This is a genomic window from Spirochaetota bacterium (assembly GCA_038043445.1).
In the GTDB taxonomy this organism is placed as follows: domain Bacteria; phylum Spirochaetota; class Brachyspiria; order Brachyspirales; family JACRPF01; genus JBBTBY01.
On sequence record JBBTBY010000027.1, the window covers coordinates 35,040 to 61,232 of the forward strand.

Consider the following 26,193-nt stretch of genomic DNA (forward strand, 5'->3'; position numbering starts at 1 on the left):
TCGAGGTAGCCCCATGTTCCAATTCCATCTTACCATGCGCGCGAAGAAAGTGCTTGAATTTCATGCGCAGGAAGAGGCGAAACGGCTCAATCACGATATGGTGACGCCGGAACACGTCCTTCTCGGCCTCATACGCGAGGGCGAGGGGCTTGCCGCGCGTGTGCTCATGAAGCTGAAACTCGACACCGAAAAGCTCCGGGTGGACCTCGAGTCGCATCTTACCTCGCTTTCAACGAACACGAAGATACTCGGGAATGTGCCCTCATCGCAGCGCGTACAGCGCGTGATAAGCCGTGCGGCGGATGAAGCTCGCGCGCTCGGGCATAATTATATCGGTACGGAACATCTGCTCTTAGGCCTCATGCGCGAGGGGCAGAATACGGCGTTCAATGTGCTCACCAATATGGGATTGGACATCGACATGCTGCGCCAGGAGATAATGAAGATGCTCGGGCTCGGCAAGGTGCGCGAGGAAGACGCGGCGGGCGTCGAGGGGAAGAAGGACAGAACTCCCGCGCTCGATCAGTTCAGCCGCGATCTCACCAAGCTTGCGCGCGAGAACGTTCTTGACAAGGTCGTCGGCCGCGATACCGAGGTCAATCGCGTCGTGCAGATACTTTCGCGCAGGAAGAAGAACAACCCCGTGCTCATCGGTGAGCCCGGTGTGGGGAAAAGCGCCATCGTCGAGGGCCTCGCGCAGCGCATTGTCGAGGGTGATGTGCCCGATATTCTCCTCAATAAACGCGTGCTCGTGCTCGATCTCGCGTCCGTGGTGGCGGGAACGAAATACCGCGGGGAATTCGAGGAGCGGCTTAAGAACGTGATGGCCGAGATACGGCGTTCATCGAACGTGATAATATTCATCGATGAGCTGCATACGATTATCGGTGCCGGCGGCGCCGAGGGCGCCATGGATGCGGCGAACATGCTGAAGCCCGCGCTTGCACGCGGCGAACTGCAATGCGTGGGCGCAACGACGCTCAATGAGTATAAGAAATATATCGAGAAAGATACGGCCCTCGTACGGCGTTTCCAGCCCATCATCGTCACCGAGCCGTCGGTGGACGATACCATCGCGATACTGGAAGGCATACGATCGCGTTATGAGCAGCATCACAAGGTGAAATATTCGGACGAGGCGATACGTCAGGCGGCGATATTATCCAAGCGGTATATCGTCGAGCGCTATCTTCCGGACAAGGCCATCGACCTCATCGACGAATCGGGGGCGCGCGCGCGTCTCATCAATACGACGCGGCCCAAGGACTTCAAGGCATTCGAGAAGGAGATAGAGGAGCTCGCGAAGAAGAAGGAAAAGCTCGTCGCCAGGCAGAAGTATGAGGAAGCCGCTCAGGTGCGCGACGACATCAAGAAGCGCCGCGAGGAATTCACCAAGGCGGAAGAGGATTGGCGTTCAAGTCGAGAAAAGCTTGAGACGATAGTGGACGTGGAGGATATTAAGCGCGTCGTATCGGAGATGACGGGCATTCCGTTGAGGAAGATATCGGACAGCGAGACGGAAAAGCTCATGCAGATGGAGGCCGAGCTTCACAAGAAGATAATCGGCCAAGAGGAGGCGATAACCGCTGTATCGCGTGCCATACGCCGTACCCGTGCGGGGCTCAAATCGCATAATCGCCCGATGGGCTCGTTCATTTTCCTCGGACCCACCGGCGTCGGCAAGACCGCGCTCGCCAAGGTGCTCGCCGATTTCATGTTCGGCGATGCGGACGCGCTCATACGCATCGACATGAGCGAGTTCATGGAGAAGCATGCGGTGTCGCGTCTCATCGGCGCGCCCCCGGGCTATGTCGGCTACGACGAGGGCGGCGACCTTACCGAGAAGATACGGCGTCGTCCGTATTCGGTGGTGCTCTTCGACGAGATAGAGAAGGCGCATCCGGATATCTTCAACATATTGCTGCAGGTGCTCGAAGAAGGGCAGCTTACCGATAACCTCGGGCATAAGGTCGACTTCAGCAACACCATCATCATCATGACGAGCAATGTCGGCGCGCGCGATATGGTCAAGGGCGCGAGCTTCGGTTTCAGCAAAGAGGATGCGGTCCGTTCATTTGCCGATATCAAGAACATCGCCATGGACGAAGTGAAGCAGGTGTTCAATCCCGAATTCCTCAACCGTGTTGACGAAGTGGTCGTGTTCCATGCGCTTGAACGCGAGCACATCAAGATGATAATCGACATCATGCTTGCCGAGATCTCCGCTGCGCTTACGGGGAGGAGCATCACCATAGGGCTTACGGATGCGGCGAAAGAGCATATCATCAATGCCGGATACGAGAAGAAGTACGGCGCGCGTTCGCTCAGGAGAACGCTCCAGCGCGAGCTTGAGGATAATATCTCGAGCGAGATACTCCGCGGTTCCATCAAAGAGGGCGATCATATCGTCGTGGGCGCCACCGAGAACGCGCTCACGTTCGAAACGAAAAGCGCCACGCCTGCGCCGTTGCCGTCGGCATCATCGTCGTCACCGACGGAATAATGTGACAGGTCACCCGCCGGCACATGCGGTACAACGGCTGACGATATGAACGTAAGTGTGGTCATCCGTTGTTTCAATCGCATCGAAGATCTCACCGTCTCTATCGGTCTTATCAAGCGGTTCACGGCGCATCGCTATGATATCATCGTGGCGTTCAACGGGCATCTGAAAGGGTACTCGCTCAGCGACGACATCGTCAAAAGCGTTTCGGATGTCGTCCATGTCGGGAATAATGACAGCCATACATCCGGCAGCGCGGCGCTCCTCATGGAAAGCATTCCGCGCATAAAGCCCGGTACGGACTATGTCATCCTCCTCGAGGCCGACACCTGGATGCTCGATGAGGCGCTTGTCACGAAATACATCGATCTCCTTGCCGCATCCGATGCCGTATGGGCGAGCAGTAAATGGAATGACCGCCTTCCGACGCTCGGTGTCGATTTTGCCGTCTGCAAATATGCCTTCCTGAAGGACAATATCGCGATGTTCGATTTCAAGCTCATGGCGGAGGAGTATGCCTGCTGCTATCTCATCGACAGGGGATACCGTTATATCATCATGGATGAATTCCATCCCGTCACCATGACGAGGCTCCTGCACCCGTTCTTCCATAACAAGGACAGGCGCATCAAGGATTTCCCCCGGGCGCGCGTGGTCGCGTATCATATCGAGGACCTCAAGGGAGGCATGATCGAAAAGAAACGGCGCGCGAATATCTGCGCGGGCAGGAATATTTTTCCGGAGGCAGCGTTCGGTGAACAAGAGCTTGTGAGGAGGAACCGTTCTCTTCACCGCTATCATCGGACCATCGGATGGTACAACGATATGTTCTTCTGGTACAAACGAAAGCGAAGGATACCGATGACAGGAGCACATACGTGAAGGCCGTAAGGGATACAGCACATCGACTGCGTGCAGGGCGACCGGCGGACGCGGGTAACGCATCGATACAGATCGTCACTGTCGTGAACGATAAAGCGATGTACAAGCGGACCATTGCGGATAATCCGTTCATGGATACGTTCGATAGGCACGTGTATGATAATACGAAAAAGAACATCGGCATTCCTTCCCGGTATAACGGTTTCATACGCCGTAACATGACGGATGGCTGGGTGATATTCTGTCATCAGGACTTCGGCTTCCGTGCGCCGATACAGGATAGGCTTGCGGCCCTCGACCAGGGCTGTGTATACGGTCCCATCGGCGTGGGGCCTTCGCGGCAATTCGCGCTCTTCGCAGCGATAAGCGGCTATGGGATAGAAAGCACCTGTGCCGGCATGGTCACGCGTGCAAGGAAATTCGGCCGCATACTGAGCGGCGAGGGTAAGACCGCTCATATCGTGGGCAAGAGGATACGAAAGCCTGTCGTCGTCGATACCGTCGATTGCTGCTGCATGATAGTGCATTCGTCGCTGGTTCGCCGGTGCTCGCTTTCATTCGATGAGAAGCTCCCCTGGCATATGTATGTCGAGGACTTCTGTCTCAATGCGAAGCATGCGCATGGCATTGTAACGAAGGCGCTGCCTCTCGATGCCGTACATGTGAGCTCGGGCAGTCTCGATCTTTCCTTGCAGCGTGCGCTTCTCTATGTGAAAGAGAAGTATCGGACGGAGAGCTTCGCGACGACGTGCTATGACGGGTATAAGCGGTTCTGAGTTGCAGGGGCGCAAAATCAGGATATAATACCGTGTATCAACACGGAGAGCGCCGTTCATGGTCGATAAGAGCAAGATCAAGATAGTACGTCCGCCGCTGCTGTTCGCGAAAACGCAGAAAGTACTTGCAAAGATCGAGCGTGCCGTGCATGCACCTGTTCTCTGCTACTGGAATTCAACCAACGGCGCTATTTGCGCGAACGACGTGTTCGCCTTCAACGAGATACTCACGCGTATCGGCAAGACCGGCACACTCTACCTCCTCATCAAGTCTGACGGCGGGAGCGGGCATGCTTCGCTTCGCATCATGACGCTGTTGCGCACGTATGTAAAGCGCATCGTCGCGCTCGTGCCGCTCGAATGCGCATCCGCAGCAACGATGATGGCGCTCGGCGCGGATGAGATACACATGGGGCCGCTGGCATTCCTCTCCGCGGTTGACACGTCGCTCATACATGATCTCTCGCCGGTGGACAAGAACAATGCGCAGATAAGCGTGTCTCAGGATGAGCTTATCCGCGTGCTCAAGCTCTGGAACGCGCAGCGAAGTACCAGCAAGGACGAGAACCCGTATAAGGCGCTCTATCAGTACATACACCCCCTTGTCTTCGGCGCGGTGGACCGTTCGCAGTCGCTCTCGATACAGCTTTCACGCGAGATACTCTCGTTCCATATGAAGGATATACGCCGTGCCGACCGCATCAGCAGGCATTTGAATTCAGCCTATCCGTCGCATAATTATCCCATAACCATCAAAGAAGCGAAAAAGATCGGACTGAAGGTCAAGCCGCTCAATGCGGACATCAACCGTGAACTTATCGATCTCAATCTGCTCTATTCGGAAATGGGTCAGCGCGCGTATACCGATTACGATGAAGAGAACTATCATGACAATGAGATATTGAACATACTTGAGGGGAAGAACGTTCAGATATTCTATCAGACGGACAAGGACTGGCATTATCGGAAAGAAGAGCGGCGATATGTGCCGATGCATGACAGCAGCAGCTGGAGGCTCATCGAGCATGAGGGGAACAGGATGAAGAACACCATCCTTCATGTACGGTGACGACGGCGGAGCTTTCATGATCGGAACAATTCAGCGATCGAGGACGGACAATGGCTAAAAAGAATGTATTGGTCATCGGATCGGGCGGGCGTGAGCATGCCATCGTACACGCGCTTTCGAGGTCGCCCGAGGTGGGAACGATATTCTGCGCCACCGTCAATGCCGGTACGCGCTTGCTCGCGAAGAACATTGCACTTCCGGTAACGGCGCCGTTCCGTGAGATCATCGCTTTCGCGAAGGAGAACGCCGTCGACCTTGCGTTCGTCGGCCCCGAAGACCCGCTTGTCAACGGCATCGTCGATGCGTTCCGCGCGCAGAAGCTTCGGATATTCGGGCCTGACAGCAAAGCGGCGCAGGTGGAAGGGAGCAAGGTGTTCACCAAGCGATTGCTCATCAAGCATACGATACCCACTGCATACTACAGCGAATTCCGCGACCATGCGTCCGCGCTCGCGTTCGTGAAAGCGAATACGCCGCCGTATGTGTTCAAGGCGGACGGTCTTGCCGCGGGGAAAGGCGTTATCATCGCAATGAACAGAGAGGATGGGATATCGGCACTCGATACGTATTTCAAGGAGAAACGATTCGGCGCTGCGGGCGAGACGATAGTCATCGAAGAGTTCATGGAAGGCGAGGAGGCATCGATACTCGCGTTCACCGACGGTAAAGACATCGCTCTCCTTGCCCCGTCGCAGGACCATAAGCGTGTGTTCGATAATGATGCGGGACCGAACACGGGCGGCATGGGCGCCTATGCGCCGATAAAGCTCGTTGACGATGCGCTCCTTGATGAGGTGAAACATTCTATCATAGAGAAGAGCATCGAAGCGCTTGCAAAAGAAGGGATAACCTATACCGGCGTGCTCTATGCGGGATTGATGATAAAGGACAGAAAGGCGCGCGTCGTCGAATTCAACTGCCGCCTGGGCGATCCGGAGACCGAGGCGGTGCTCCCGCTCCTTGAGAACGATCTCTATGAGCTTGCATGTGCCGTATGCGATGGAACGCTTTCGCAGATAAAAATGAAAAAACCGGCGAAGCAGGCGGCGACCATAGTCATCGCTTCGGGCGGCTATCCGGGCGATTACAAAAAAGGGATCCCCATTGACGGGAATATCGAGAGAACGGACGGCGATATTGCCGTCTACCATTGCGGGACGAAATACGAGAACGGGAAATATTTCACGAACGGCGGGCGCGTACTGTCGGTGACCGCGACCGGTGCCACGCTCAAGGGCGCCATAGACAGCTCATATTCCTACATCAGGAACAATATCCGCTTCGATGGCATGCACTATCGTACTGACATCGGCAAAAAGGGATTATGATATCGCTTTCGCTGAAAGTGGTCCCCAATGCGCGTAAGGTGCACATCAAGAAAGAGGGCGGGCGTCTTAAGCTCTATGTGAACCGGCCGCCGCTCGACGGCAAGGCGAATGAGGCGGTCATCGAGTATTTTTCGGAAACGCTCGATGTGCCCAAACGCGCCGTCGTCATTGTGCGCGGGGAAACATCGCGCGAAAAGCAGTTGTCCATCGATATCGATCCGGCAGCATGGGCCGCTTTCCTCGCGGCGATAGGATGAGCGTACGCAGCGGCGATGACACTGTATGAGGAGTGGTATGCAGTATACGCTTAAGCGCATCTGTGCCGGTGTCCATGAGAACGCCATCATCCCGACACCGACGATAGGCGCCAATGGATACTACACGGTACGAAAGGATATCGTTTCACACGATGTTGCGCTCCCGGTTCATCGCCTCTATGCCGTGCACAGCGGGCAGATAAGTGCACGCACCGATGTCCAGCGCTGCACCATGGGGGCGGGTGCCTTTCTCTGGGTCTCGGCGGTATATCGGCATGACATTACGCTCCGTGCCGGTACGCGGGTGAGCGCACTCGATTTTTCACTGACAAAGAGCGGAAAGTTCGTACATTTAGAGCTGCCCTTTGCGTGGTTCGCACACGGCGGCGAGCCGTTCATGATACTCTCCCAGGCCGCGCGTGATCGATGGGTGAAGGCTGATGGTGAATCGCGTGTTCGCCTTAAGGCGTACATCATCCTGCTCTTGAGCTCCATGGAGCGTCTCATCGGGGAACGCAATCGCACCAGGGCCGTATTCACCGAAGGGCAGCGTATGGCGATCGCCGGTCTCGTGACGAAGCGCATCCATGAGCGCATCTCGATAACCGATATCGCGGAGCGGCTTTCGCTTTCGCGCGATTACTGCTCGCGATTGTTCACGAACACGTTCCGTGTGTCGCCGCGGCGCTACATTCTCGAGGAGCGTATGAAGGCGATAGCGCGGGAACTGCTGCAGAGCGGCGGTACGGTAGGTGATATCGCGCATCGTTTCGGATATGAGAGCGTGCATTCGTTCGGCAGGCTTTTCAAACAGGTGCTCGGCGTAAGCCCCGCGAGCGTGCGGCGCGGCTGAATAGCCGTTTCAGGATACCTTTTTCCACTGCCGGGATATTGCCTTTCACGGGCGGCGTTGATATGATACAGTCATGCGAATAATGACATGCAATATCCGGTATTCCGCGGCAAAGGATGGGGATGACGGCTGGCAGTTCAGGAAGAGATTTCTGGTGAAGACCGTCCTGTCGAGAAGGCCCGATATCATTGGCTTCCAGGAAGTATGGGAAGATCAGTTCGCGTTCCTGAGGAAGCAGCTGAAAGGATACGATCATTACGGTTTATTCATGCTCCCCGGTGCAGCACGGAAAGACCCGCTCAATGTGATATTCTACAAGCGGGCGGGATTCGAATTGTTGAACGCATCAGCTTTTTATTTATCGGAAACGCCGCATATTCCGGCATCAAGGTCATGGGATAACAGTGAATATAATCCCCGCCACGCCAATTGGGTGCTTCTAAAGGAACGGTCGAGCGGGCGCGAATTCCGATTCATGAACACGCATCTTGACCATGAGGGGCAGATCGCCAGGGAGAACCAGGCGCGCATCGTTTGCGAGAACGCGAACGCATACCCGCAGGAATTCCCGCAGATACTTACCGGCGATATGAACTGCGATGCGAGTAATGCGGCGATGAAAATATATTTCAGCAATGACTGGGTCGATACGTATGAGGCGGTTCACGGCACCCCCATGCCCGGGTATACGTTCCATGCGTTCAAAGGCAGCGGGTATGAGCATAGGGATAGAACGGACAAGGACTACATCGATAAGATGGACTGGATACTGGTCAAGGGCGCGGTGAACATTTCGGGTGCCTTGATCGTTACCGATTCCAGGGACGGCAGATACTCCAGCGATCATTACTTCATAATCGCTGATGTTGGCGTCGTGCCCGCATGAGTACATCGAGCGCTCATACCGGTGCAATAGCTGCCTGAATCACCGTTTCAGGATACATTTTCCCCTTACCGGGATATTGCATTGGAACGGTATTGGTAGTATGGTAGTATGGTAGTATGGTAGTATGGTAGTATGGCGAAATAGATCGCGAGGTGATCATATGCATGCCCGGATAAAGCTTTCAGCGGTCATTTCGATGCTGATGATCGCTTCGGTTGAGGCGGCATCCGCCATCAACGGTGCTTTCATGATCGAGCAGAACGGTTCCATACAGGACTGGACATCGGTCGGTCACTGGATGATGAAGGTCGGGAAAGGCGATGCCGGCGGTATTGCGATAACTGTGACGAAGGCAGCGGCGAAATTCAATGAAATAGGATTTCAATCGGTGAAAGTACCGCTTTCGAAGGGATCGTATAAATTCACGGTAATTGTCGGCGGCGATGACGGCGCGAGGATATTCATCGGTGCGCGTACATCGCTTCCCTCCCCCAACGATGTTCCCGGCAGGGATATATGGGAAACGCTCCGCGGCAAGGAAAAGACCGTTACCGCGATATTCACGATAGCGGAGGATACGGCGACACGCATCATCATAGGCATCGGACTGGGAGAGAACGTGGATAAAACGATAACGATACGTGAATTGTCCCTCGAGCCGACATCCGAGAAAGTATCGATCGAACAGAAGCGAATCGGTGCCGGTACCGAATATGACGGCATCATACTCCCGAAGGAGTCGGAGCTCGTCGACACGAATACGCTTTCGACCGCTGTCGTTGTGAACGAGAACAGCATCATCCGCCCCGTTACACCGCACCTGTTCGGGTACAATCACGACGGTCCCTCATCGACACGTGTGTTCTTCAAGGATAATGCCATACACGGCGAATTTGTGGAGCAGGTGAAAGGGAAGAACATACCGATGCCGCTCAACCGGATACAGGTGTTCGGGTATTTCGAGACGACGCGTTGGAAAAAGTGTCTCGGCCCGTTCGAAGACAGGCAGGTGGCGCAGTGGTATGGCTGGGACAAGGGCTCAAAAAAACCATATGGCCCTGTTGAAGCGGTCGATCTGTGCCAGCGCTTCGATCCGAAGGCGCAGTTCACCTGGGTAGTCAATCCCTGGGATGATCCCCCGGACAGCGCCGATCTCGTTGAATTCCTGACCGGCAGCGGAGAGAAGCCGCGCAACAGCGAGAACTGGGCAAAAAAAAGAATCGAGCTTGGTCTGCCGAAGCCGGTGCCGATAGTGCTTTATGAGATAGGCAATGAAGTCGAGTGGAGTAATCCCCCGAAGCGCATGAGCGTAACGGAATATATTGAGCGGGGCAAAAAGCATATCGATGCGATACGCAGCGTCGACCCGAAGGCGAAGATAGCGATGCACGCGGCCACTGCGCCATGGGGATATCAGCAGCGTTTCAAGGAAGATTGGCGTGATTGGCATAAGGCGATATTGAAAGAACTCGGCCATGAGATAGAGTATATCTCCATCCACCCGTATTACAGCGGCTTACCGGTCTCGTATATCGAAGAATTCCTCGATACGCTTCGCGACGACATTGCGGCAAGTAAGGGCGCGGGACGCGTGTCGATATTCATTTCCGAGCATGCGACATGGCCGAAGGACATCAGCAAGAACGATACGTGGTATGCCGTGAATACGCTCACATCGATGCTCTCCGTATCGCATTTCCTGAGCAGGATGCTTCAACGCCCCGAGGTCACCGCGGCGACGTATCATTGTTTCACACACGGCGGCGGGCTCTGGGGGCTCATCGATATCGGCAAGGAGACGCAGAACCGTTTCACAACGGCGGCAGCCGATCTCTTTTCCATGTTCAGGGATAATCTCGGGAGTGTCGTCGTAAAGACCGAAACGAGCGGGGACAAGATACCCATGCCCGGGACAGGCGAGAAGACATGGTTCGTCGCCACCGCAATGACGACGAAGGACGGGCTCAGCATGTTCCTCGTCAACCGCGAGCCCTCGGCGTCGCGTGCCATCGATCTTACGTTCAGCGGGCAATACAATCTGGTAAAGGAAACGGTGTTCACCGCGACATCGATGCGTTCACATAATACGGAGTTTATTACCAATAATTTTGTTACCGTTAAGCAGACCTCAGTGAACGATTTCAAGTCATATCTCATGCCGCCGAAAAGCGCGGTATTCCTTACGCTGAAACGAAAATAATATAGAAGAACAGCGGGTTGCAACCCGCTGTTGGGTGATCTGTGATGGTATTCTGATGCTTGACAAAGCTGGTAGTTCTGTATTATATTAAATGCAATAGTGCATTTAATATGACTATAAAAATATCGAAAAAAAGCCGAATTTCAGTGACACAGCAGATGCGCAGCCAGATACTTGCGCATATGAATGCCAATGCTCTGAAAGAGAACGACCGCCTTCCGTCGGAACGCGAGATCGCCCGCATGACCGGTGTGAATGTCAATACCGTCGGTAAGGTATATCGGCAGCTTGTGGACGAGGGATATCTCTCCCGAGATGTCGGGAGGGGCACCTTCGTCACTTCGGGGCTGACGAAGGGGAAATTCCTCATCCTCGTGTATCAGAGGCATCTGCAGCCCGGCGCGCTCTTCAATCGGCAGCTTTTTGACTCGACGGAAGATATTCTCAGGGAAAAAGGATATGCCATCGAGATAATCGAGGTGCCGTATCGGAACGATGCCTGGCTCGACAGTAATCGCGCACTGTATAATCGCCTTGCCGGCGGAGTCTATGCCGGGGTTTTTACGGGCGGCATTGCGCTGACCGCGTTGTATTCCGATATGCTCCGAGAGTGCCGTATCCCCGTGCTTTCCGTCGGCTATCCCCCGGTGAATGGGTGCAATGATTTCTTCTACACCGACTACGAGGATCTTTACCGCAAGGCATGTGCTCTGCTCAGAGAACGCCAAAGCCGCGCACCGGTGTTCATCTGCGGTGAGACCGAGATAGTCCGGGACGGGAAATTTTTACCAGCTGACACCGAACTCCTTTCACTCTGCAGCAAAGCCGGCGTACCGTATCTCCCTGAACGGCATATCCGTCTGCCGTGGTCGAAGATGAATGAAAGCGGTTTTGAAGAGATACGCTCTTTCCTTGCCGGGCGCGAATTCGATGCCGTTGTGTGCGACAATGATATATATTCTGAGATAACGCAGCTCGCATTATTCGCCCTGCAGATCGATATGAAAGAGCGTATCATGGTTGCGCATGCGAACCGAGGGCTTGACCGGCTTATCGTCGTGCCCGTGAAGAAGATCTATTTCGATACCCGTGCATTCGCCGAACGTCTTTCGGCGAGGATGACGGAGCTTGCGGACAGCTATGAGGGACCGCAGAACGTTCCCGTTACGATACGTTTTGAGGACTAGGAGAAGATAATGATGCGACTCATGCCAATAGGTGTGCTGCTGCTTACGCTCAATTGTTACGCCGACGGCGTGACACGGTATCTCCCGTTCGACCCGGTACCGATAAAAGCATCGCAGAAAAAGGTATTTGCGCACTATCACATCTTCCCGAAGAACATGGGAGGAAGCACACGCCCCATCGAGAATGATTACTATTCGGCGGGTTGGCTCGACCGCAACGGCGAGAATAATAAGCATAAGACGCAGGGCGGGTATCTCCGCGACCGGCCGCTTTCGCTTCCGCCGAACCCATCGATGAGCGACGAGGAGTTCGCACGCGCATGCGCCGACGCGGACGTGCGCGACGCCATCAATGCGGGGCTCGACGGCTTTATCATCAATTTTACATCTTCTTCGACGAACGATAATTGGTGGAAAGGAACGTATAGCCACGTGTGGAATGCGGCACGGCGTATCGGGCCTGATTTCAAGCTCATGCTCATGCCGGATTGCAACATAGGATTCAAGTCCGGCGATGTGAATCTGTTCGTCGATCTTGTCGATCGGTTCAGGGATGATGCGAACGTGTTCCGACACGACGGGAAGATAGTCCTTGCGCCGTACTTTGGCGAACGATTTACGCCGGAGAAGTGGAAGGATATTCTGGCCGCGCTTGAAGCGAACGGGACACCGGTATTCCTTGTGCCCTGCGTGCAGGGATACTTTCGCCTCGCGGCAGCATACGCTTCGGTCGCGCCGGGATTTTCTGAATGGTCAGCGATCTGCGATACCATCGGTAATGCCACAAAGGAAGCGGCGGGAGGCGCCGCGAAACTTGTACATGATGCGGGCTTTTCTATATGGATGCAGCCGGTACGTCCGCAGGATTTCCGTCCGCACGGCGGCACGGTGAACGAAGCGGGGAATACGACGCTGCTACGCGAATCGTGGATGCGCGCTATCGAGAACGGCACCGATTGGGTACAGATTGTCACCTGGAGCGATCATTACGAATCGTCGGCGATACGGCCGACCATGGGGGCGCAGTACCTCTTCGCCGATCTTTCCGCGTACTTCGCATCGTACTTCCGGAACGGGACACCGCCGCCGGTCTCCCGAGACGCGCTTTTTTACTGTTATCGGCAGCATTCATCGAAGGCTCTGGCCGATACAGCACGTCAGACAAAGGGGCTGCCGATAAAATTCCGCGGAAGCCAGCCTGTCGATGAGATCGAAGTGGTCGGCTTTCTTGCCGCTCCGGCAGCGATCGGGATATCATGCGCCGGTGTTTCCAAGACCCGTGATGCTCCGGCCGGGATGAGCGTATTCACCGTGCCATTCACTGAAGGGCGTCCGGAGTTTTTCATCACCCGCGCGGGGAAAGAGATAGTACGTACTCGAGGGCGTTTTACGATGAGCGACGCCATGGTCTTCAGTGACTTCATGTATTTCGGCGGATCGAGCCTGCGCGAGCGTAATTATGCAGCGGATCCGGCGTTCATATTGGACGGATGTGTGCTCGAGCTTTCCTGCAATGAAGTGTGGGGCCCTCTGGTGTACGATTCATCGGGATACGGACATCATGCGACGGCGTATGAGACGACGAATGAGAATGAGATCACAACGCTTCCGCATGCGTACGGCAAGGATGCGAACGCGGTCTTTTTTTTCGCACCGGGCACGCCGGGACGCCGCGAAAAGCACTTGTCGATTCCGATGGTCGCGGTATTATCGCCGGCACAGATGACCGTCTGCGCATGGGTCAAACCCGCAAACGAAGCGAACGGCTATATCATCGATGCCCGTGATGGGAGTGCGGGTTTTGCGTTCGGTTTCAGCGCGCCCGGGAAGATCGGATTCACCGCAGGGGCGTTATCGGCTGCTGCAGAGGTCGCCGTTGATACGAATGCGTGGATGCATATCGCCGCGGTGTGTGATGCAGCATCAGCAGCGATTTATATCAACGGCGCCAAAACAGCTTCGGCGAAGGGCGGCGCGGTCGCAGTGCGGACCGGCGGGAGCATGACGATCGCGAAAGGATATTACGGCGGCATCGATGAGTTCATGCTGTTCGACCGAGCATTGCCGGAAAGATCTATCGCAGCGATAGCGGCGGGAAATGCCGTTGTGCATGTGGAGAAGTGAGGTTGCCATGAACATACGAACGTTTTTTTTCTGTTCCGCCATCACAGCGAGTGTGGTTTTTGCCGCTCCCGGTCCGGTACGATGGGAGAGTGCCGATAAAAAAGGGGCGCCGATCGCGTTCGAGAAGATAGACACTGCGTCGCTTGCGCTCCCGAGCGAAGCGTTCGATACGCCGCGTGTCGTTCTCGGCGATGACGGCGCTTTCGCCGTTGCGGCAGGTCCGGGCGAAAGTTATCGCGGTGTCGTCTGCTCCGCAGGAAAACTTGCAGAGGGCGAGGAATTCATCCTGCCGATACGACGCATCGAGGCGAAGGCGACCGGATGGGTGAGCATAACCGTTGTTCTTGTGAACGCGAAAAAGCAGTCCATAGGGTTCAATCTCGCTCCGAATCTCGGCTTTATCTCGTCATGGACGCCCGCGTTCAGGAATCTCACCGGTACGTTCAAATTCGATGCCGGCGTTATGTTGAAATTGCGGCGAACATCGAATACGATCGCGTTCTTTAAGAATAACGAACCGTTCTTTCAGACGAACAATGACGCGGGATCCGTATTTGACACGGTACAGGTGACCGTCAGTATGCAGAAAAACGATTCCGCCGTACTTATCGAAGCGGCCCCTGCGGAAATACGTGCGCTGCCCGCACCGGTCAGGGAGTGGATGCCGAATTATTATGATCCGTCACAGGCGAAGTACTGGCCGTTCATCATGCCGTCGAAAGAGACGCTTCGTGCTTCGAAGCGGAAATTATTTGCCGGGTACCATTCGCCGTTCCCGGTCTCGATAAATAACAAACCGGAGGAACACGAATACTATGTGCGGCCGTGGGCCGATCCGTTCGCGAAGGAAGGACCGAAATCGCATGCCGCGTACGGCGGATATCTCCGCGAGAAGCCGTACTATCGCCTGCCGAAGGAAGGCAGTTGGAAAGTGAGCGATTACGAGGATGAGATACGGCTTGCCATGGCCGCCGGTATCGATGGGTTCATCTACAATATCGTGAGCACATCGGGCAATTATTGGGACATGCTCCTTGCGGTATTCGAAGCGGCGAAGAACGTAAGTCCCGATTTCAAGATCGTCATCATGCCCGACTGCGCCTGCGAGTTCAAGAACAAGGATATCGCGACCATGGTAAAAGTGGTCGGTGCGTTCAGGGACCATCCGAATGTGATGCGCCATAACGGGAAGATAGTGCTCGCGCCGTGGGGTGCGCAGCGGCTTACGCCGGAGTATTGGGCTGATGTGCTCAAAGCGCTTGATGCCGCTGGCACACCGGTATCGTTCATGCCGTGTACGCACGGGTTCTGGGGCGATTCGAAGTACGCGGCGTTCACCGGCGACGGCACGTATCTCGATGCGGTAAAGCATCTGTGCGAAGGGCTCATGGATTCGGCGGTATGCTGCAGCCTCACACAGTCGCTCGGTAACCGCGAAGTGCCGAAGCAGGTCCATGACGCGAACATTCCTGTATGGGTACAGACCGTCCGCGCACAGGATCCGCGGGCGCATGCCGCTGTCACTTGGGAAGCGAACAACAGCGCGCTCTATCGAGAGACATGGGATATTGCCATCAAAGAGGGCGGTCCGAATGACTGGGTGCAGATATTCTGCTGGAACGATCAGCAGGAAAGCCATACGCGGCCGTGTACCGGAACGCAGTACGCATGGTATGATCTCGGTGCGTTCTACGGCGCCTGGTTTAAGACGGGGAGTATGCCGCGGATTACGAACGATGCCTTCTATTACACGCATCGACTTCATCGGAACAGCGCGCAATACGATGCAGCGCTCCAGACGATAGGCAAATTCAAATTCCATGGATCGAATGCGCCGTCGGAGAATATCGAGATGCTCGCCATGCTTACCGCGCCGGCGACGCTTGCGATCGAGATCGATGGCAAGCGGTTCACGACCAATGCCCCCGCCGGGGTGACATCATTCCTTGCACCGCTCGCTGAGGGTACGTCCGAATTCAAAATAGAGCGCGGCGGGAGAACGTTCGTGCATACGAGAAGCAAATGGACGGTGAGCGACACCATCGTGTATGAAACGCCGCATTACTTCGCCGGGTCGAGCACGCGCGAGCGAAATCTCGCAGAGGGCGACGCTTTTCCAAAGAAGCCGCTTATCAACCTTCGCTGTAATGAGACATGGGGGCCGTATCTCTATGATTGCTCGGGGAATAATTTTCACGGGAAGAAGAATAACTTTTCCGATATACGTCCGGTGACGGGCCGCGAGAATAACGGCGTTTGTTTCGTTCCGATGAACACTTCCAATGCGATCGTAACCTCGATGGACAAGGCGCTTCGTGCATTGAGCATTGCCGCATGGATAAGCCCCGATACGACGCCCAAGGGGGTGATCGCCGAACAGCGCGACGGCAGCGCGGGGTATTCGCTTTTCTGCGAGAACGGCGAGATCGTTTTCCGCGCGGGGAACGGACCGACCGCTATCGCCGCACGCTGCGAGGTTCCCGCGCGCCGGTGGGCGTTCGTATGTGCAACGTTCGACGGGGTTCATGCGCGTATATACATCGACGGGAGACCGGCGGCAGGCGGCGATGTGACGGGGTATGTACCTGCAGCGACGGGACTTACGATCGGAAGGAAATATGAGGGAAGGATCGATGAGCTGTCCATTTTTGAGCGCGTGCTTACGCAGGTGGAGATCGATGCGATATATGCCTATCCGCCGGTGATGCAGTAGCGCACGGCGGCGGATCCAAGGCAAGGCATGTAACAGCGAAGCGCTTCGGACGTATTGGAACACGGCGATAAGCGACAATGCCGATTTGCGCAACGCGTGCGCCATGGAGGGCGCAGCTGGCGCGAGGCAGGATGCCGATTTGCGCAACGCTGTGCGGGGTGTCGGCAACGCTGTGACTGCCTCGCAGAAACCGATCTTCTCCGTTGTTGAGAGCGGCATATACATGCCTCCTTCCTTTTGTTTCCTATCCCCCGAAGGAAAATACGTTCGCACATTCCTGTGCGCGTATAGTATGCAGGAGTTTTTCGGAAAGCGTACAGTACCGGCAATACTGGTTTTTGATTTTCGGCATCACGCGGAGGAGGCATATGAGGCGTTTTGTGATACATTTTGGACAAATATGGAAGGAATTTTAACGCGGATTGCAGAGAAAGAGGGGAAAACCACGGAGGAAGAGGGATGGGAGAGGAGAGAGGGAAATGATCTCGCGGCGACGCGGAGCGCGCGGAGAAGAAAATGGCAAGGTGGGAAATTTGTTTATGTAAAGCAGACATTGTTGCTATTCCTTGATATATGTCTAAAATGGAATACAATTTTGTGCAGGGAATATATTCTATGATTCACTATAGGAATGAAATCATAAAACGTCTGCAATCCATTGAAAAAGAGTTTTCAGTTGCTATACTGCTTGCGGTTGAGTCAGGCTCACGTGCGTGGGGGTTTGAATCAACAGACAGTGACTTTGATGTCCGCTTCATTTATGCTCATCCGGAAAATTGGTATGTAAACGTGCTCCCGAAACGTGATGTTATTGAGATGCCGATCAGCGATGACTATGACTTTTCCGGATGGGACATTAAGAAAGCATTGTTCCTCATGAGTAAATCAAATCCGGTGTTATTCGAGTGGCTGATATCGCCTATCATATATAAAAAGGATGCTGCAGCTTACGATGCGATCCGACAATGTTCCGAGCGCTTCTTTTCGCCAAAAACCGCTATTCACCATTACCTGCATATGGCCGAAGGAAATTTCAGGGAATATCTTCAAGGCGAGCTGGTGCGTGTGAAAAAATATTTCTATGTACTTCGTCCACTGTTTGCGTGCATGTGGATAGAAAAGTACGGTTCGTATCCACCTATGCTGTTTCAGGAGCTTGTCGAAGCTGTATCGCTTGACACCGTGCTCGTCAATGAGATCGAGATGCTGTTATCGCGGAAGAAAAGCGGTGTTGAACTGGGGTTGGAGAAACGCATTGATGTTATTAATGATTTCCTTGACGAAAAGATCACATATTATAATGCCTTTGCATCACACGTTACTCATGAAATGAAGGGGTCTGCATCCGATCTGGATAATACTTTCCAGAAGATAATTCGACGATGATCAGTACTGGCGCCCAGGAATTCTCATCGAGAAAAAAGGTCACGCCGGTTTTCCGATGGTCACTGCTTCGAACTGCGCAAGCTCGCTGCCGTACCGGAGACAGGAGCATCAGCACATAATGTAAATCGAGAAGGCACAGCACAAGGTGTTATAACGAGGATGGCAGGGAAAGAGGGGGGGGCACGGGCACAGAGAGGCATTGAATTCATAGCAGCATAAGGTAACTTCGGCGAAGGCCGCATACGAGCGGGCATTCCTCGTCCCTATCTCGTCCGAATCCCTCGACTCGCTTCGACTGTTCGCCTTCGGCTCGCTTACAGCTCAGCGCAAGGCGCTCCACTGTGGTAAAGAAGTATCGATACCTTTCATCGATGATAACCTCGACTTTTTATTAATTCGCCTCGAGACAGATATTCGTGTCCGATAGCGCCGGAAGAGAAAAGTCATCAGGACGCACCGGATGAACAGGACGACATTGATAATGAAATCCGGTTAATCCAGCTCATCGTGGTGCTCCCTGTCTTTTCCTATTATTCTTCCGAGTATTCTTCGCACCGTCGCGTGACATCCTTTTCCCAATTGTATTTTCATTGGTCCGAACTAAGAGAAGAAATGTCTCACGCGAAGCCGCGAAGCTCGCGAAGAATATGATTCCCTCCGTGAGCTCCGTGGACTCTGTGAGACAATGCTTTCTTCTCTTCACCGCGACATGACTTTATTTCATATTGGTGGAAGGGGGCCGCATATTATGTGATAACTTGAGAATATAAGGATGAATTAGCCGGATCATCCGCGCAATCCGCGTCAATATCTCTTGCTCTTTTCTGCAAACCGTTGCAGCATAACCGGACGTGCGAATAAAGACCGGTATCGCTAGGTTCTCTTCTTTCGGAAATCGACCGGGCGCACACCCGCATAACGTTTGAATATCGTCGCGAAATGCTGGCTTGATGAGAACCCGAGCGCAAGGCCGATATCGGTCACCGGCATGCGTTTCGCGGCGAGCATTTCCTTCGCGCGGTCTATCTTCCGGCGCAGTATGAATTCCTTCGGGGGAATGCCGACCTCAGAAGCAAAGAGCCGCTTCATCTGCGGGACCGAAACACCCGCAGCTCTTGCCATCTGCGGCGTATCAATGGGCTCGCCGATATGTTCGTCGGCAAATCGCATGGCGCGCGCTACCGCTTCCGGCACGGCTTTTTTTTCGCGCTGCGGCATCGCCGATACGACCTCAAGCAGAAGGTCCATGATGCGAATGGCGATGATGCTCCGGTAGAAAGGCGTCTTGTCGCGGAACGCGCAGAATGCATCGTCGAAGAGCGTCTTCATCCGTGCATTCCCCGGGAAAAATATGCGCGTCGCGGAAGAGAGCGCACGGAGTATTGCTTTCGCATCGGCGGTGTCGAACCCGAGGAGCGGCGGTTTTTCGGACACGGCGACGTGGTAGAGCGCGCATTTTTCCGCCGGCTCTTCGGACGATCCGTGCAATACGCCCGGTTTTGTGATGAGCACATCGTTGCCGCGCATTTCGTAGCGTTCATCCCCGTTATCGATTATCTGATGCCCTGAAGAAAGATAGCATAGTTCGACGGCGCCGGTGTGAGCATGCTCCGGTATGGGAATATGTGCCGAGGAATATCGATGCATGCCGCAGTGAAGGAATCCCGGGAGCGTCACATCAGTGCGCCGAATGGCTATCAATGATCCTGATCGGAGCGTTCGTGCTTTCATAGCGCGATTGTAGCATATACGCGACACTTGGCAAGCGATATGTACATTATTGGAACACGTTGTTCATATGAACGACAATACGTCGGCGCGGGCTTATAGTATTCCCATCAAGGAGTACATCATGCGTGCAGAAAGGATAGTTTTTCGCGACAAGCTTGTGTGCGATGTGGACCGCTACGACGCGGAGATACGCACCGATACCGACGTGCTTGTGGAGACCGTCGCCTCGCTCGTGAGCGCCGGGACGGAACTCGCCATGTATACGAAGATACATCCGCGCTTCAGCGACCCGACGAATGCGTGGGCGAAGTATCCGTTCTTCCCGGGCTACAGCAGCGTGGGCATAGTCCGCGAGACGGGAGCGGCCGTCAAAGGACTCTCGGCAGGCGATACGATATATTTCTGGGGCAAGCACGCCACGTATCAGGTTATCAATGCGGCGTCATCGCGCTACATAAAGATACCCGCCGGTGTCGATTATGAACCGTTCGTTTTTTATCACATGGCCGAGATAGCGCTTACCGCACCGTGGCAGATGTCCGCTTCGTTCGGCAAGTCAGTGCTTGTAGCCGGGATGGGCGTCATCGGCAATCTTGCGGCGCAGCTCTATCTTCTTTCCGGCGCGTCGCATGTCTACGGCGTTGATATTGTCGACCGCCGTCTGTCGCAGGCGAATGCATGCGGCCTCCATGAGACGGTCAATCCCGCAGGGCGGTCATTCGTCGAAGCGCTGTCATCCATCGGTGTCGCCGGTGTGGATATCGCCGTCGAAGCGATAGGCGCGAACCCGGTGATACGCGAATGCTTAAAGACCGTAAATAAGAACGGCGCAGCAGTGCTCCTCGGCAGCCCCCGCACACCGATGGAAGTCGATCTCTATGACGATGTACACTGCAAGGGAATGAAACTTGTCGGCGCGCATGAGGGATCGCTTACGCCCGATGAGAAGCGTGCTGTCGAGCCGTATCTTATCACGCTGCTTGCGAACGGACTGCTGAAGACCGGCCCGCTCATTACGCACCGCTTGACGATAGACGATGCTCCCGCTGTGTACGACGGACTTCTCAACAGGAAGGACGAGTTCACCGGCGTGCTCTTCACCTACGGGAAACAACGCGCTGCCTGAGCTGGCCCAAACCCTCGCATAAGGACAAAGAGAAACCACGCAGGGCACGGAGAGCACAGAGAAAATCTGATTTTGTATTCTCTGACTTTTCTCCGTGACCTCGGTGGTTTTATTTTCTTACGTGATCTGTTGGGCTGGGGTTATGCGTGCGGTAATCTTTATTTCATGCTATCATTCGATGAGGAGTTCCTATGCTTGAGAAGTACAGGTCAAAATTAGATTCCATCGTCATCGATGAGATAGAGCTCATGCGCTTCGACGTGGATGTGGTTCGCCATTACAGCTGGGGCAATTGGTACAGCCGCCAGATAGGATTCATTCGCATCGCGTCCGGATCGGTCTCCGGGTGGGGTGAGAACAGGATAACCTCCAACGATAAGAACGTCGATGTGAAAAAGTGGGGCGAGTGTTTCGCCGAGTTGAAGGGCATGCCGCTCTCCGCTGCGCTCTCGCTCGTTGCCGAAAAACTTTCCCCGTGGGGCAATCTGCGCGTTGAGATGGCGGAGATGGCGCTCATCGATCTTGCGGGGAAAAAGCTCGGTGTTTCGGCGGCCGAACTTCTCGATATGCCCGGTGAGAAACCGGTTCCCGGTCTCTACTGTGTTCTTGAGGACGATGCGGCGAAGGCCGGCGCGGCGGCAGCCGCCGTGAAGGCGATGGGATACAGCTCACATATAAAGGTGAAACTTTTCGGGAAGCCCGAGCTTGATAAAGCGGTGATAACGGCCGTCAGAAAAGAGATGGGACGCGATACCTATATCGTCGGCGATGTGAACTGCGGGTATCGAATGAAAAAATCGACTGATCCTGTCGACGATATCGCCCCGTCGCTCATGGCATTGCACGCGGTCGGTCTTAACGCCTGTGAAGACCCCGCGGATATGGATCATGAGCAATGGGTCGCGCTGCAGAAGAAAGTCGGCGCGCTCGATCTCATTCCCGATCACATCATGCGTCCGGCGGTGAAAGCGATACACACGGTGATCCCCGGCATGGGAAGGATATACAATATCCATCCCGGCTGCATGGGGTCGGTTATCGCCGCGGTCGCGCTTGCGAAGAAAGTGAGGTCCTTCGGCGCGAAACTCATGATAGGCGATGACAGTCTCATCGGCCCCGCGCTTTCGAGCTGGCAGCAGGTCGCCGTCGGTCTCGATGCCGAATGGGTGGAGGCGCTGGAAAAAGAGGGCGAGTCGGAAGTGTTCCTCGACTGCGTGCGGTCTCAGGCGACGGAAAAACAGGGCGGTACGATGGCGATAAAAGCATCACGACCCGGTTTCGGATTGGATATCGATACGGTTGCATTGCGGAAAAAGGCGCTGGTTTCGACCATCGTGTGAATCGTATGACGGCGTGATCCGTTGCGCAACATCCATATGCTTTTGCAAAAAGTCCATGGCGTTCGCCGCAGTTCTTTGGTATACTGAGGGAAGTCAGGAGACAGATCATGATACGTCATGTGGTAAGCGCCATCGTGCTTTTCTGTGTATCGTATTGCTGCCAAGCGGCTGCGCCGGCGGTGTTCGCGATCTATATGCCGGGGCTTACGAAATATCGCGGGCCGGGATGGCCGGGTGCTGTCGATAAAACGAGGCTTCCGATAACCGGCAACAGGACGAACGACATACTCACCGAAGTCGACGCGGCAATAGCGGCTGGTATAGACGGCTTTATCTTTGCCCCGACGGTGAATACGAGCGACGCGGCCCGTCAGAAACAGCTGGACGAGTATGAAGGCTTCCTTGGCATTGTACGGCGGAGGAATTTTACCGCTCCGTTCATGATGGACTGCAATACGGGCGCGGTGCATACGCCCGAGGACGTACGCTCCATGGCGCGCATGTGGTTCTCCCGTTTTGCGAACGCAGAAGTGCCGCGCAAAAACGGATCGCCGATAATCATGACCTATCAGGCTGACGATCAAAAACCGGAATTCTGGCGCGAATTATTCGCCGAACTTGCCGGTAAGGGGTATCGCGGTCATTGGCTCGCCCATCTGAAGCCGATACGCGCACAGGCCGACGGTTCATTGTCGCCGGCGCATGCGGCACTGGCGCGGTCATATATCGATGCCGGATTCTCCGGTATCGCAGATTCGGGGATCAACATCTACGCCCATCAGTACAGCAATCTGATACGCGCATACAAAGAAGCGGGCGGGGAAGGCTTGGAAACGATCATGGTGTCGCCATGGCCCGAATATTGGCGCACGCAGTACTCTATCTTAATTCCGCCGGACGGGACCGCATTGCTGCGCGCAACATGGGAAAGCGTGCTTGCCGGCGGTGCGACCATGTTCGATCTCTACAGCTGGAACGATTTTTCCGAGGAGCATCAGATCGCTCCGTCGCTCCTGAAAAGCACTATTCGCAGTGATATTACCCGCTATTACACAGCGCAGTTCAAGGGAACAGCGGTCGTTTTTCCGGGCTCGCGCGTGTATCTCTCGTATCGAAAAAGCCTCCCGCTCGGAGAATCAATATGCGTCGAAGTGCTCGGAATGCCCTGCGAAGCGGCTTCCTCGCCGGTGTCGGTGGAATTGCGTAACCCCGACGGGTCTGTCATCAGGAAGGGAGAAGATGTCGTGCTGAGCGGAGCGGCCATGGAGGCAAAGCGTCTCGTGTTCTCTCCCCGGGACTTCGATCCCGCGCGTGTTGTTCACATCTACGCAGCTCTGGGAAAGAACGGTGTAATGCGGTATATCGATTTCATCCGGCTTATTCCCGGCATAAGCGAAGATCATACAACGGTCAGCCACCTGCTTTCGGCAATGCACGATGCACCGACGATAGCAGTAAAGGGCAGCGTTCTGTCAGCATCTTCCGTGAAGGGTGCAAGCCGTATCCAGATACTGCGCAATTCCGACGAGGCGGTCGCCTCATCTCCGAGCGGCGCCTTGTCTGTTCCGGCAGGAATGCAACGCATGCGGCTTCGGATAGTTCTCAGCGAGCCGCCGCCGGCAGCCCCTCGCGGGTCGCTATGCTTCGAGGACGGGGTCGTGCTTCGGGTGAACAATGCGCATTCCCACGGGGTGCCGCCGCAGCTCTTGTCCATTTCCAACAGCAACTGCGTGATCTTTGCGCTCCCGCAGGCGGGTAATTTCTATCATGGCGGTTTTTTTGTCGATGCGGCAATGCGCGATACAGGCCGTGTTGTATTTCAACTCGACGGGGGGCCGGCGATAACCTGGTCGCGCGTCGATGTTGAAGAGAAACGCATACTGGCATCTTCATATGACAAGATAAAAATGATCATGCTGCTGGTCGGCGGAGAGCGTCTGTACGATGAATCCGCGGACGGTGTAGCGTCAATGGCGGTCATCGACACCGCGTCGCTCCCGAAGGGATGTGCGAACGATGTGTACTATGCGCGCTCATTCTCCCCGGTCGGCGAATGGGCGAATTCGACCCCGATCTTCAGCGCCAGTGAGGCGGCGCATGGTATGCCCGTTATCGATACGATGAGCGGCGAGCGTTATGAAACGAAAGTAAGCGATGACGAAGCGCTCATGCTTTCTTACGATTTTAACGAGACGCCGTCCGATCTTTTTCTTGTGCGTGATTCATCCGTACGCGGACTGCATACCGTTCTCGCATCGGGCGCATTTCTCCTCACCGGTTCAACCGGCGCCATGTACGCCGGGAATTCCAGTATGGAACCCGTTCGCACGAATGGCGCGCTCGTGTTCGACGGTATCGACGACGTGCTCGCCATGCCCAACTGCGTTCCCGCTGTATCCTATACCGTGGATATGTCCGTGACCGTGAGCGCCTTCGATGTCGAGCGTACGCTTTTCACCGATCGACGATACGGCGGCGCACACGGCAAACTCTGTATTCGCGTACAAGCCGACGGGAAAGTAAAAGTGTCATGCAAGACAATGTCGCAATGGTTCGATTTCACGAGCGATCGATCAGTGCCGGCGAATAAAGGATCGCGCATCACCGTTGTCAATGATGCGAAAAACATAACGATGTACATCGACGGCGCCGCGGCCGGGAGCATGCCGTATCCCGGAGCGGATACGCGGCCGATATTTTCATGCGTGGGGAAAGAGATAGACGGGTCGGGGTATGTCGGCGCTCAGGGAGCGAGTCAGCCGTTCAAGGGGAGCGTTCATTCCATTCGTATCCACTGCGTCCCGCTTCCCCCGCGATGATGCGTATGGAGAAGCTTTCGCTCTGTCACGAGCCGAGCGAGTCGATAAGCTCTTTCTGCGTGAGCGTCGCCGTTCCGCGTTTGCCTACGACGACACCCGCCGCGTAGTTCGCGATGAACGCTGCGTCGAGGAACGAGAGCTTCGCCGCAAGCCCCATGGCGAGCGCAGCAATGACGGTATCGCCCGCGCCGGAAACATCGTACACCGCTTTTGCTTTTGTCGGGATGAAGAACGGTGTCTTCCCTTTTATCTCATCGGAGAATATCGCCATGCCCTGCGGTCCGAGCGTTATCATGAGATGCGGCATGTCAAGTGAATCCTTGATGTGCCATCCAAGTTTTGCGATCGCTTCCTTCGATGATACATCGATCTCCCGGTGTGCGCCCTCGGATGCTTCCTTGAGATTGGGCGTCATCGAAGTGATGCCGTTGTAGAGCGGAAAGTGTTTTATCGACGGATCGGCGAGCACGAACTTTTTTTTCTTTTTCGCCGTACGCATGATATGGTCGATGGAATCGCGCGTGATGACGCCCTTCGCATAATCGGAGATGATGATGCCGTCGTAATCGTCCAGATGCCGGCTTACGTACGCTTCTACCGCCATGCGCGCTTCCGCGCTGACAGGCGACATGTTCTCATGGTCGATGCGCACCACCTGCTGCGTACCGGCGATGATGCGCGTTTTCGTTATCGTAGGCCGCGCCGTATCGATGATGATGCCGTCCGGCGATATTCCCGAGCGCTCCATATCCGAGACGATGTGTTCGGCCTCGCGGTCTTTGCCGATGATGCCGACGAGCCCCGCTTTCCCGCCGAGGGCACGGATATTACGCGCAACATTTCCTGCGCCGCCGAGAAAGCTCGTTTCGTTCTTCACATGGACGACGGGTACCGGCGCTTCCGGTGAGATGCGAACAACATCGCCGTAGACGAAACGGTCGAGCATGATATCGCCGATGACGAGGACGGCTGTCTTTGACAGGCGGGGTATCGAGGTGCGGTAATTGCGCATG

19 protein-coding genes are annotated in these 26,193 nt (G+C 55.0%); 17 read left to right on the forward strand and 2 right to left on the reverse strand.

The annotated features are described in order from the left end of the window. Positions 1 to 13 precede the first annotated feature (13 nt). The 14 genes from AABZ39_03960 (at position 14) to AABZ39_04025 (ending at position 18,164) form a co-directional block, all read left to right on the forward strand. A complete protein-coding gene (locus AABZ39_03960) occupies positions 14 to 2,503 on the forward strand; it encodes an ATP-dependent Clp protease ATP-binding subunit (GenBank protein MEK6793905.1) in 2,490 nt (829 codons plus the stop codon). Between the two features lie 45 nt (positions 2,504 to 2,548). Next, the gene (locus tag AABZ39_03965; GenBank protein MEK6793906.1) at positions 2,549 to 3,385 is read left to right on the forward strand and encodes a glycosyltransferase; all 837 of its coding nucleotides are present in this window, start codon (positions 2,549 to 2,551) and stop codon (positions 3,383 to 3,385) included. Beyond that, complete coding sequence (locus AABZ39_03970) at positions 3,382 to 4,161, forward strand: hypothetical protein (GenBank protein MEK6793907.1); 780 nt, start codon at positions 3,382 to 3,384, stop codon at positions 4,159 to 4,161. The genes AABZ39_03965 and AABZ39_03970 overlap by 4 nt, the downstream gene beginning before the upstream one ends. A 58-nt stretch (positions 4,162 to 4,219) precedes the next feature. Further along, the gene (locus AABZ39_03975) at positions 4,220 to 5,230 is read left to right on the forward strand and encodes a hypothetical protein (protein MEK6793908.1); all 1,011 of its coding nucleotides are present in this window, start codon (positions 4,220 to 4,222) and stop codon (positions 5,228 to 5,230) included. Between the two features lie 50 nt (positions 5,231 to 5,280). Further along, entirely contained in the window at positions 5,281 to 6,558 is a 1,278-nt protein-coding gene (gene purD / locus AABZ39_03980; GenBank protein MEK6793909.1) for a phosphoribosylamine--glycine ligase, read from the forward strand. Further along, a complete protein-coding gene (locus AABZ39_03985) occupies positions 6,555 to 6,815 on the forward strand; it encodes a DUF167 domain-containing protein (GenBank protein MEK6793910.1) in 261 nt (86 codons plus the stop codon). The genes purD and AABZ39_03985 overlap by 4 nt, the downstream gene beginning before the upstream one ends. 37 nt (positions 6,816 to 6,852) lie before the next feature. Continuing rightward, entirely contained in the window at positions 6,853 to 7,668 is an 816-nt protein-coding gene (locus AABZ39_03990) for a helix-turn-helix transcriptional regulator (GenBank protein ID MEK6793911.1), read from the forward strand. 73 nt (positions 7,669 to 7,741) lie between these two features. After that, positions 7,742 to 8,554 (forward strand): endonuclease/exonuclease/phosphatase family protein, encoded by an 813-nt coding sequence (locus AABZ39_03995; GenBank protein ID MEK6793912.1) that lies wholly within the window; start codon positions 7,742 to 7,744, stop codon positions 8,552 to 8,554. 160 nt (positions 8,555 to 8,714) lie between these two features. Further along, a complete protein-coding gene (locus AABZ39_04000) occupies positions 8,715 to 10,754 on the forward strand; it encodes a hypothetical protein (GenBank protein ID MEK6793913.1) in 2,040 nt (679 codons plus the stop codon). A 158-nt stretch (positions 10,755 to 10,912) separates the two neighbouring features. Further along, positions 10,913 to 11,941, forward strand: a complete 1,029-nt coding sequence (locus tag AABZ39_04005; GenBank protein MEK6793914.1) for a GntR family transcriptional regulator — start codon at positions 10,913 to 10,915, stop codon at positions 11,939 to 11,941. A 9-nt stretch (positions 11,942 to 11,950) separates the two neighbouring features. After that, positions 11,951 to 14,065 (forward strand): endo-1,3-alpha-glucanase family glycosylhydrolase, encoded by a 2,115-nt coding sequence (locus tag AABZ39_04010; protein ID MEK6793915.1) that lies wholly within the window; start codon positions 11,951 to 11,953, stop codon positions 14,063 to 14,065. A gap of 7 nt (positions 14,066 to 14,072) precedes the next feature. Beyond that, positions 14,073 to 16,778, forward strand: coding sequence for an endo-1,3-alpha-glucanase family glycosylhydrolase (locus AABZ39_04015; GenBank protein MEK6793916.1), 2,706 nt, complete (start codon positions 14,073 to 14,075; stop codon positions 16,776 to 16,778). Positions 16,779 to 16,881: 103 nt separating this feature from the next. Then, on the forward strand, positions 16,882 to 17,397 hold the full coding sequence (locus AABZ39_04020) for a hypothetical protein (GenBank protein ID MEK6793917.1): 516 nt from the start codon (positions 16,882 to 16,884) through the stop codon (positions 17,395 to 17,397). Further along, complete coding sequence (locus AABZ39_04025; protein ID MEK6793918.1) at positions 17,394 to 18,164, forward strand: nucleotidyltransferase domain-containing protein; 771 nt, start codon at positions 17,394 to 17,396, stop codon at positions 18,162 to 18,164. The genes AABZ39_04020 and AABZ39_04025 overlap by 4 nt, the downstream gene beginning before the upstream one ends. A gap of 873 nt (positions 18,165 to 19,037) precedes the next feature. On the opposite strand, the gene AABZ39_04030 is transcribed toward AABZ39_04025, so the two are convergent. After that, complete coding sequence (locus AABZ39_04030) at positions 19,038 to 19,895, reverse strand: AraC family transcriptional regulator (GenBank protein MEK6793919.1); 858 nt, start codon at positions 19,893 to 19,895, stop codon at positions 19,038 to 19,040. Positions 19,896 to 20,016: 121 nt separating this feature from the next. Between AABZ39_04030 and AABZ39_04035 the strand changes: the two genes are divergently transcribed. The 3 genes from AABZ39_04035 to AABZ39_04045 all read left to right on the forward strand — a co-directional run bounded on the left by AABZ39_04035 (position 20,017) and on the right by AABZ39_04045 (position 25,180). Continuing rightward, positions 20,017 to 21,021: a zinc-binding dehydrogenase gene (locus AABZ39_04035; protein ID MEK6793920.1), complete on the forward strand. Its 1,005-nt coding sequence runs from the start codon at positions 20,017 to 20,019 to the stop codon at positions 21,019 to 21,021. A 191-nt stretch (positions 21,022 to 21,212) separates the two neighbouring features. Further along, complete coding sequence (locus AABZ39_04040) at positions 21,213 to 22,361, forward strand: enolase C-terminal domain-like protein (GenBank protein MEK6793921.1); 1,149 nt, start codon at positions 21,213 to 21,215, stop codon at positions 22,359 to 22,361. A 107-nt stretch (positions 22,362 to 22,468) separates the two neighbouring features. Continuing rightward, positions 22,469 to 25,180 (forward strand): LamG-like jellyroll fold domain-containing protein, encoded by a 2,712-nt coding sequence (locus AABZ39_04045; protein ID MEK6793922.1) that lies wholly within the window; start codon positions 22,469 to 22,471, stop codon positions 25,178 to 25,180. Between the two features lie 25 nt (positions 25,181 to 25,205). On the opposite strand, the gene rfaE1 is transcribed toward AABZ39_04045, so the two are convergent. Further along, a complete protein-coding gene (gene rfaE1, locus AABZ39_04050; GenBank protein MEK6793923.1) occupies positions 25,206 to 26,192 on the reverse strand; it encodes a D-glycero-beta-D-manno-heptose-7-phosphate kinase in 987 nt (328 codons plus the stop codon). Position 26,193: the final 1 nt, after the last annotated feature.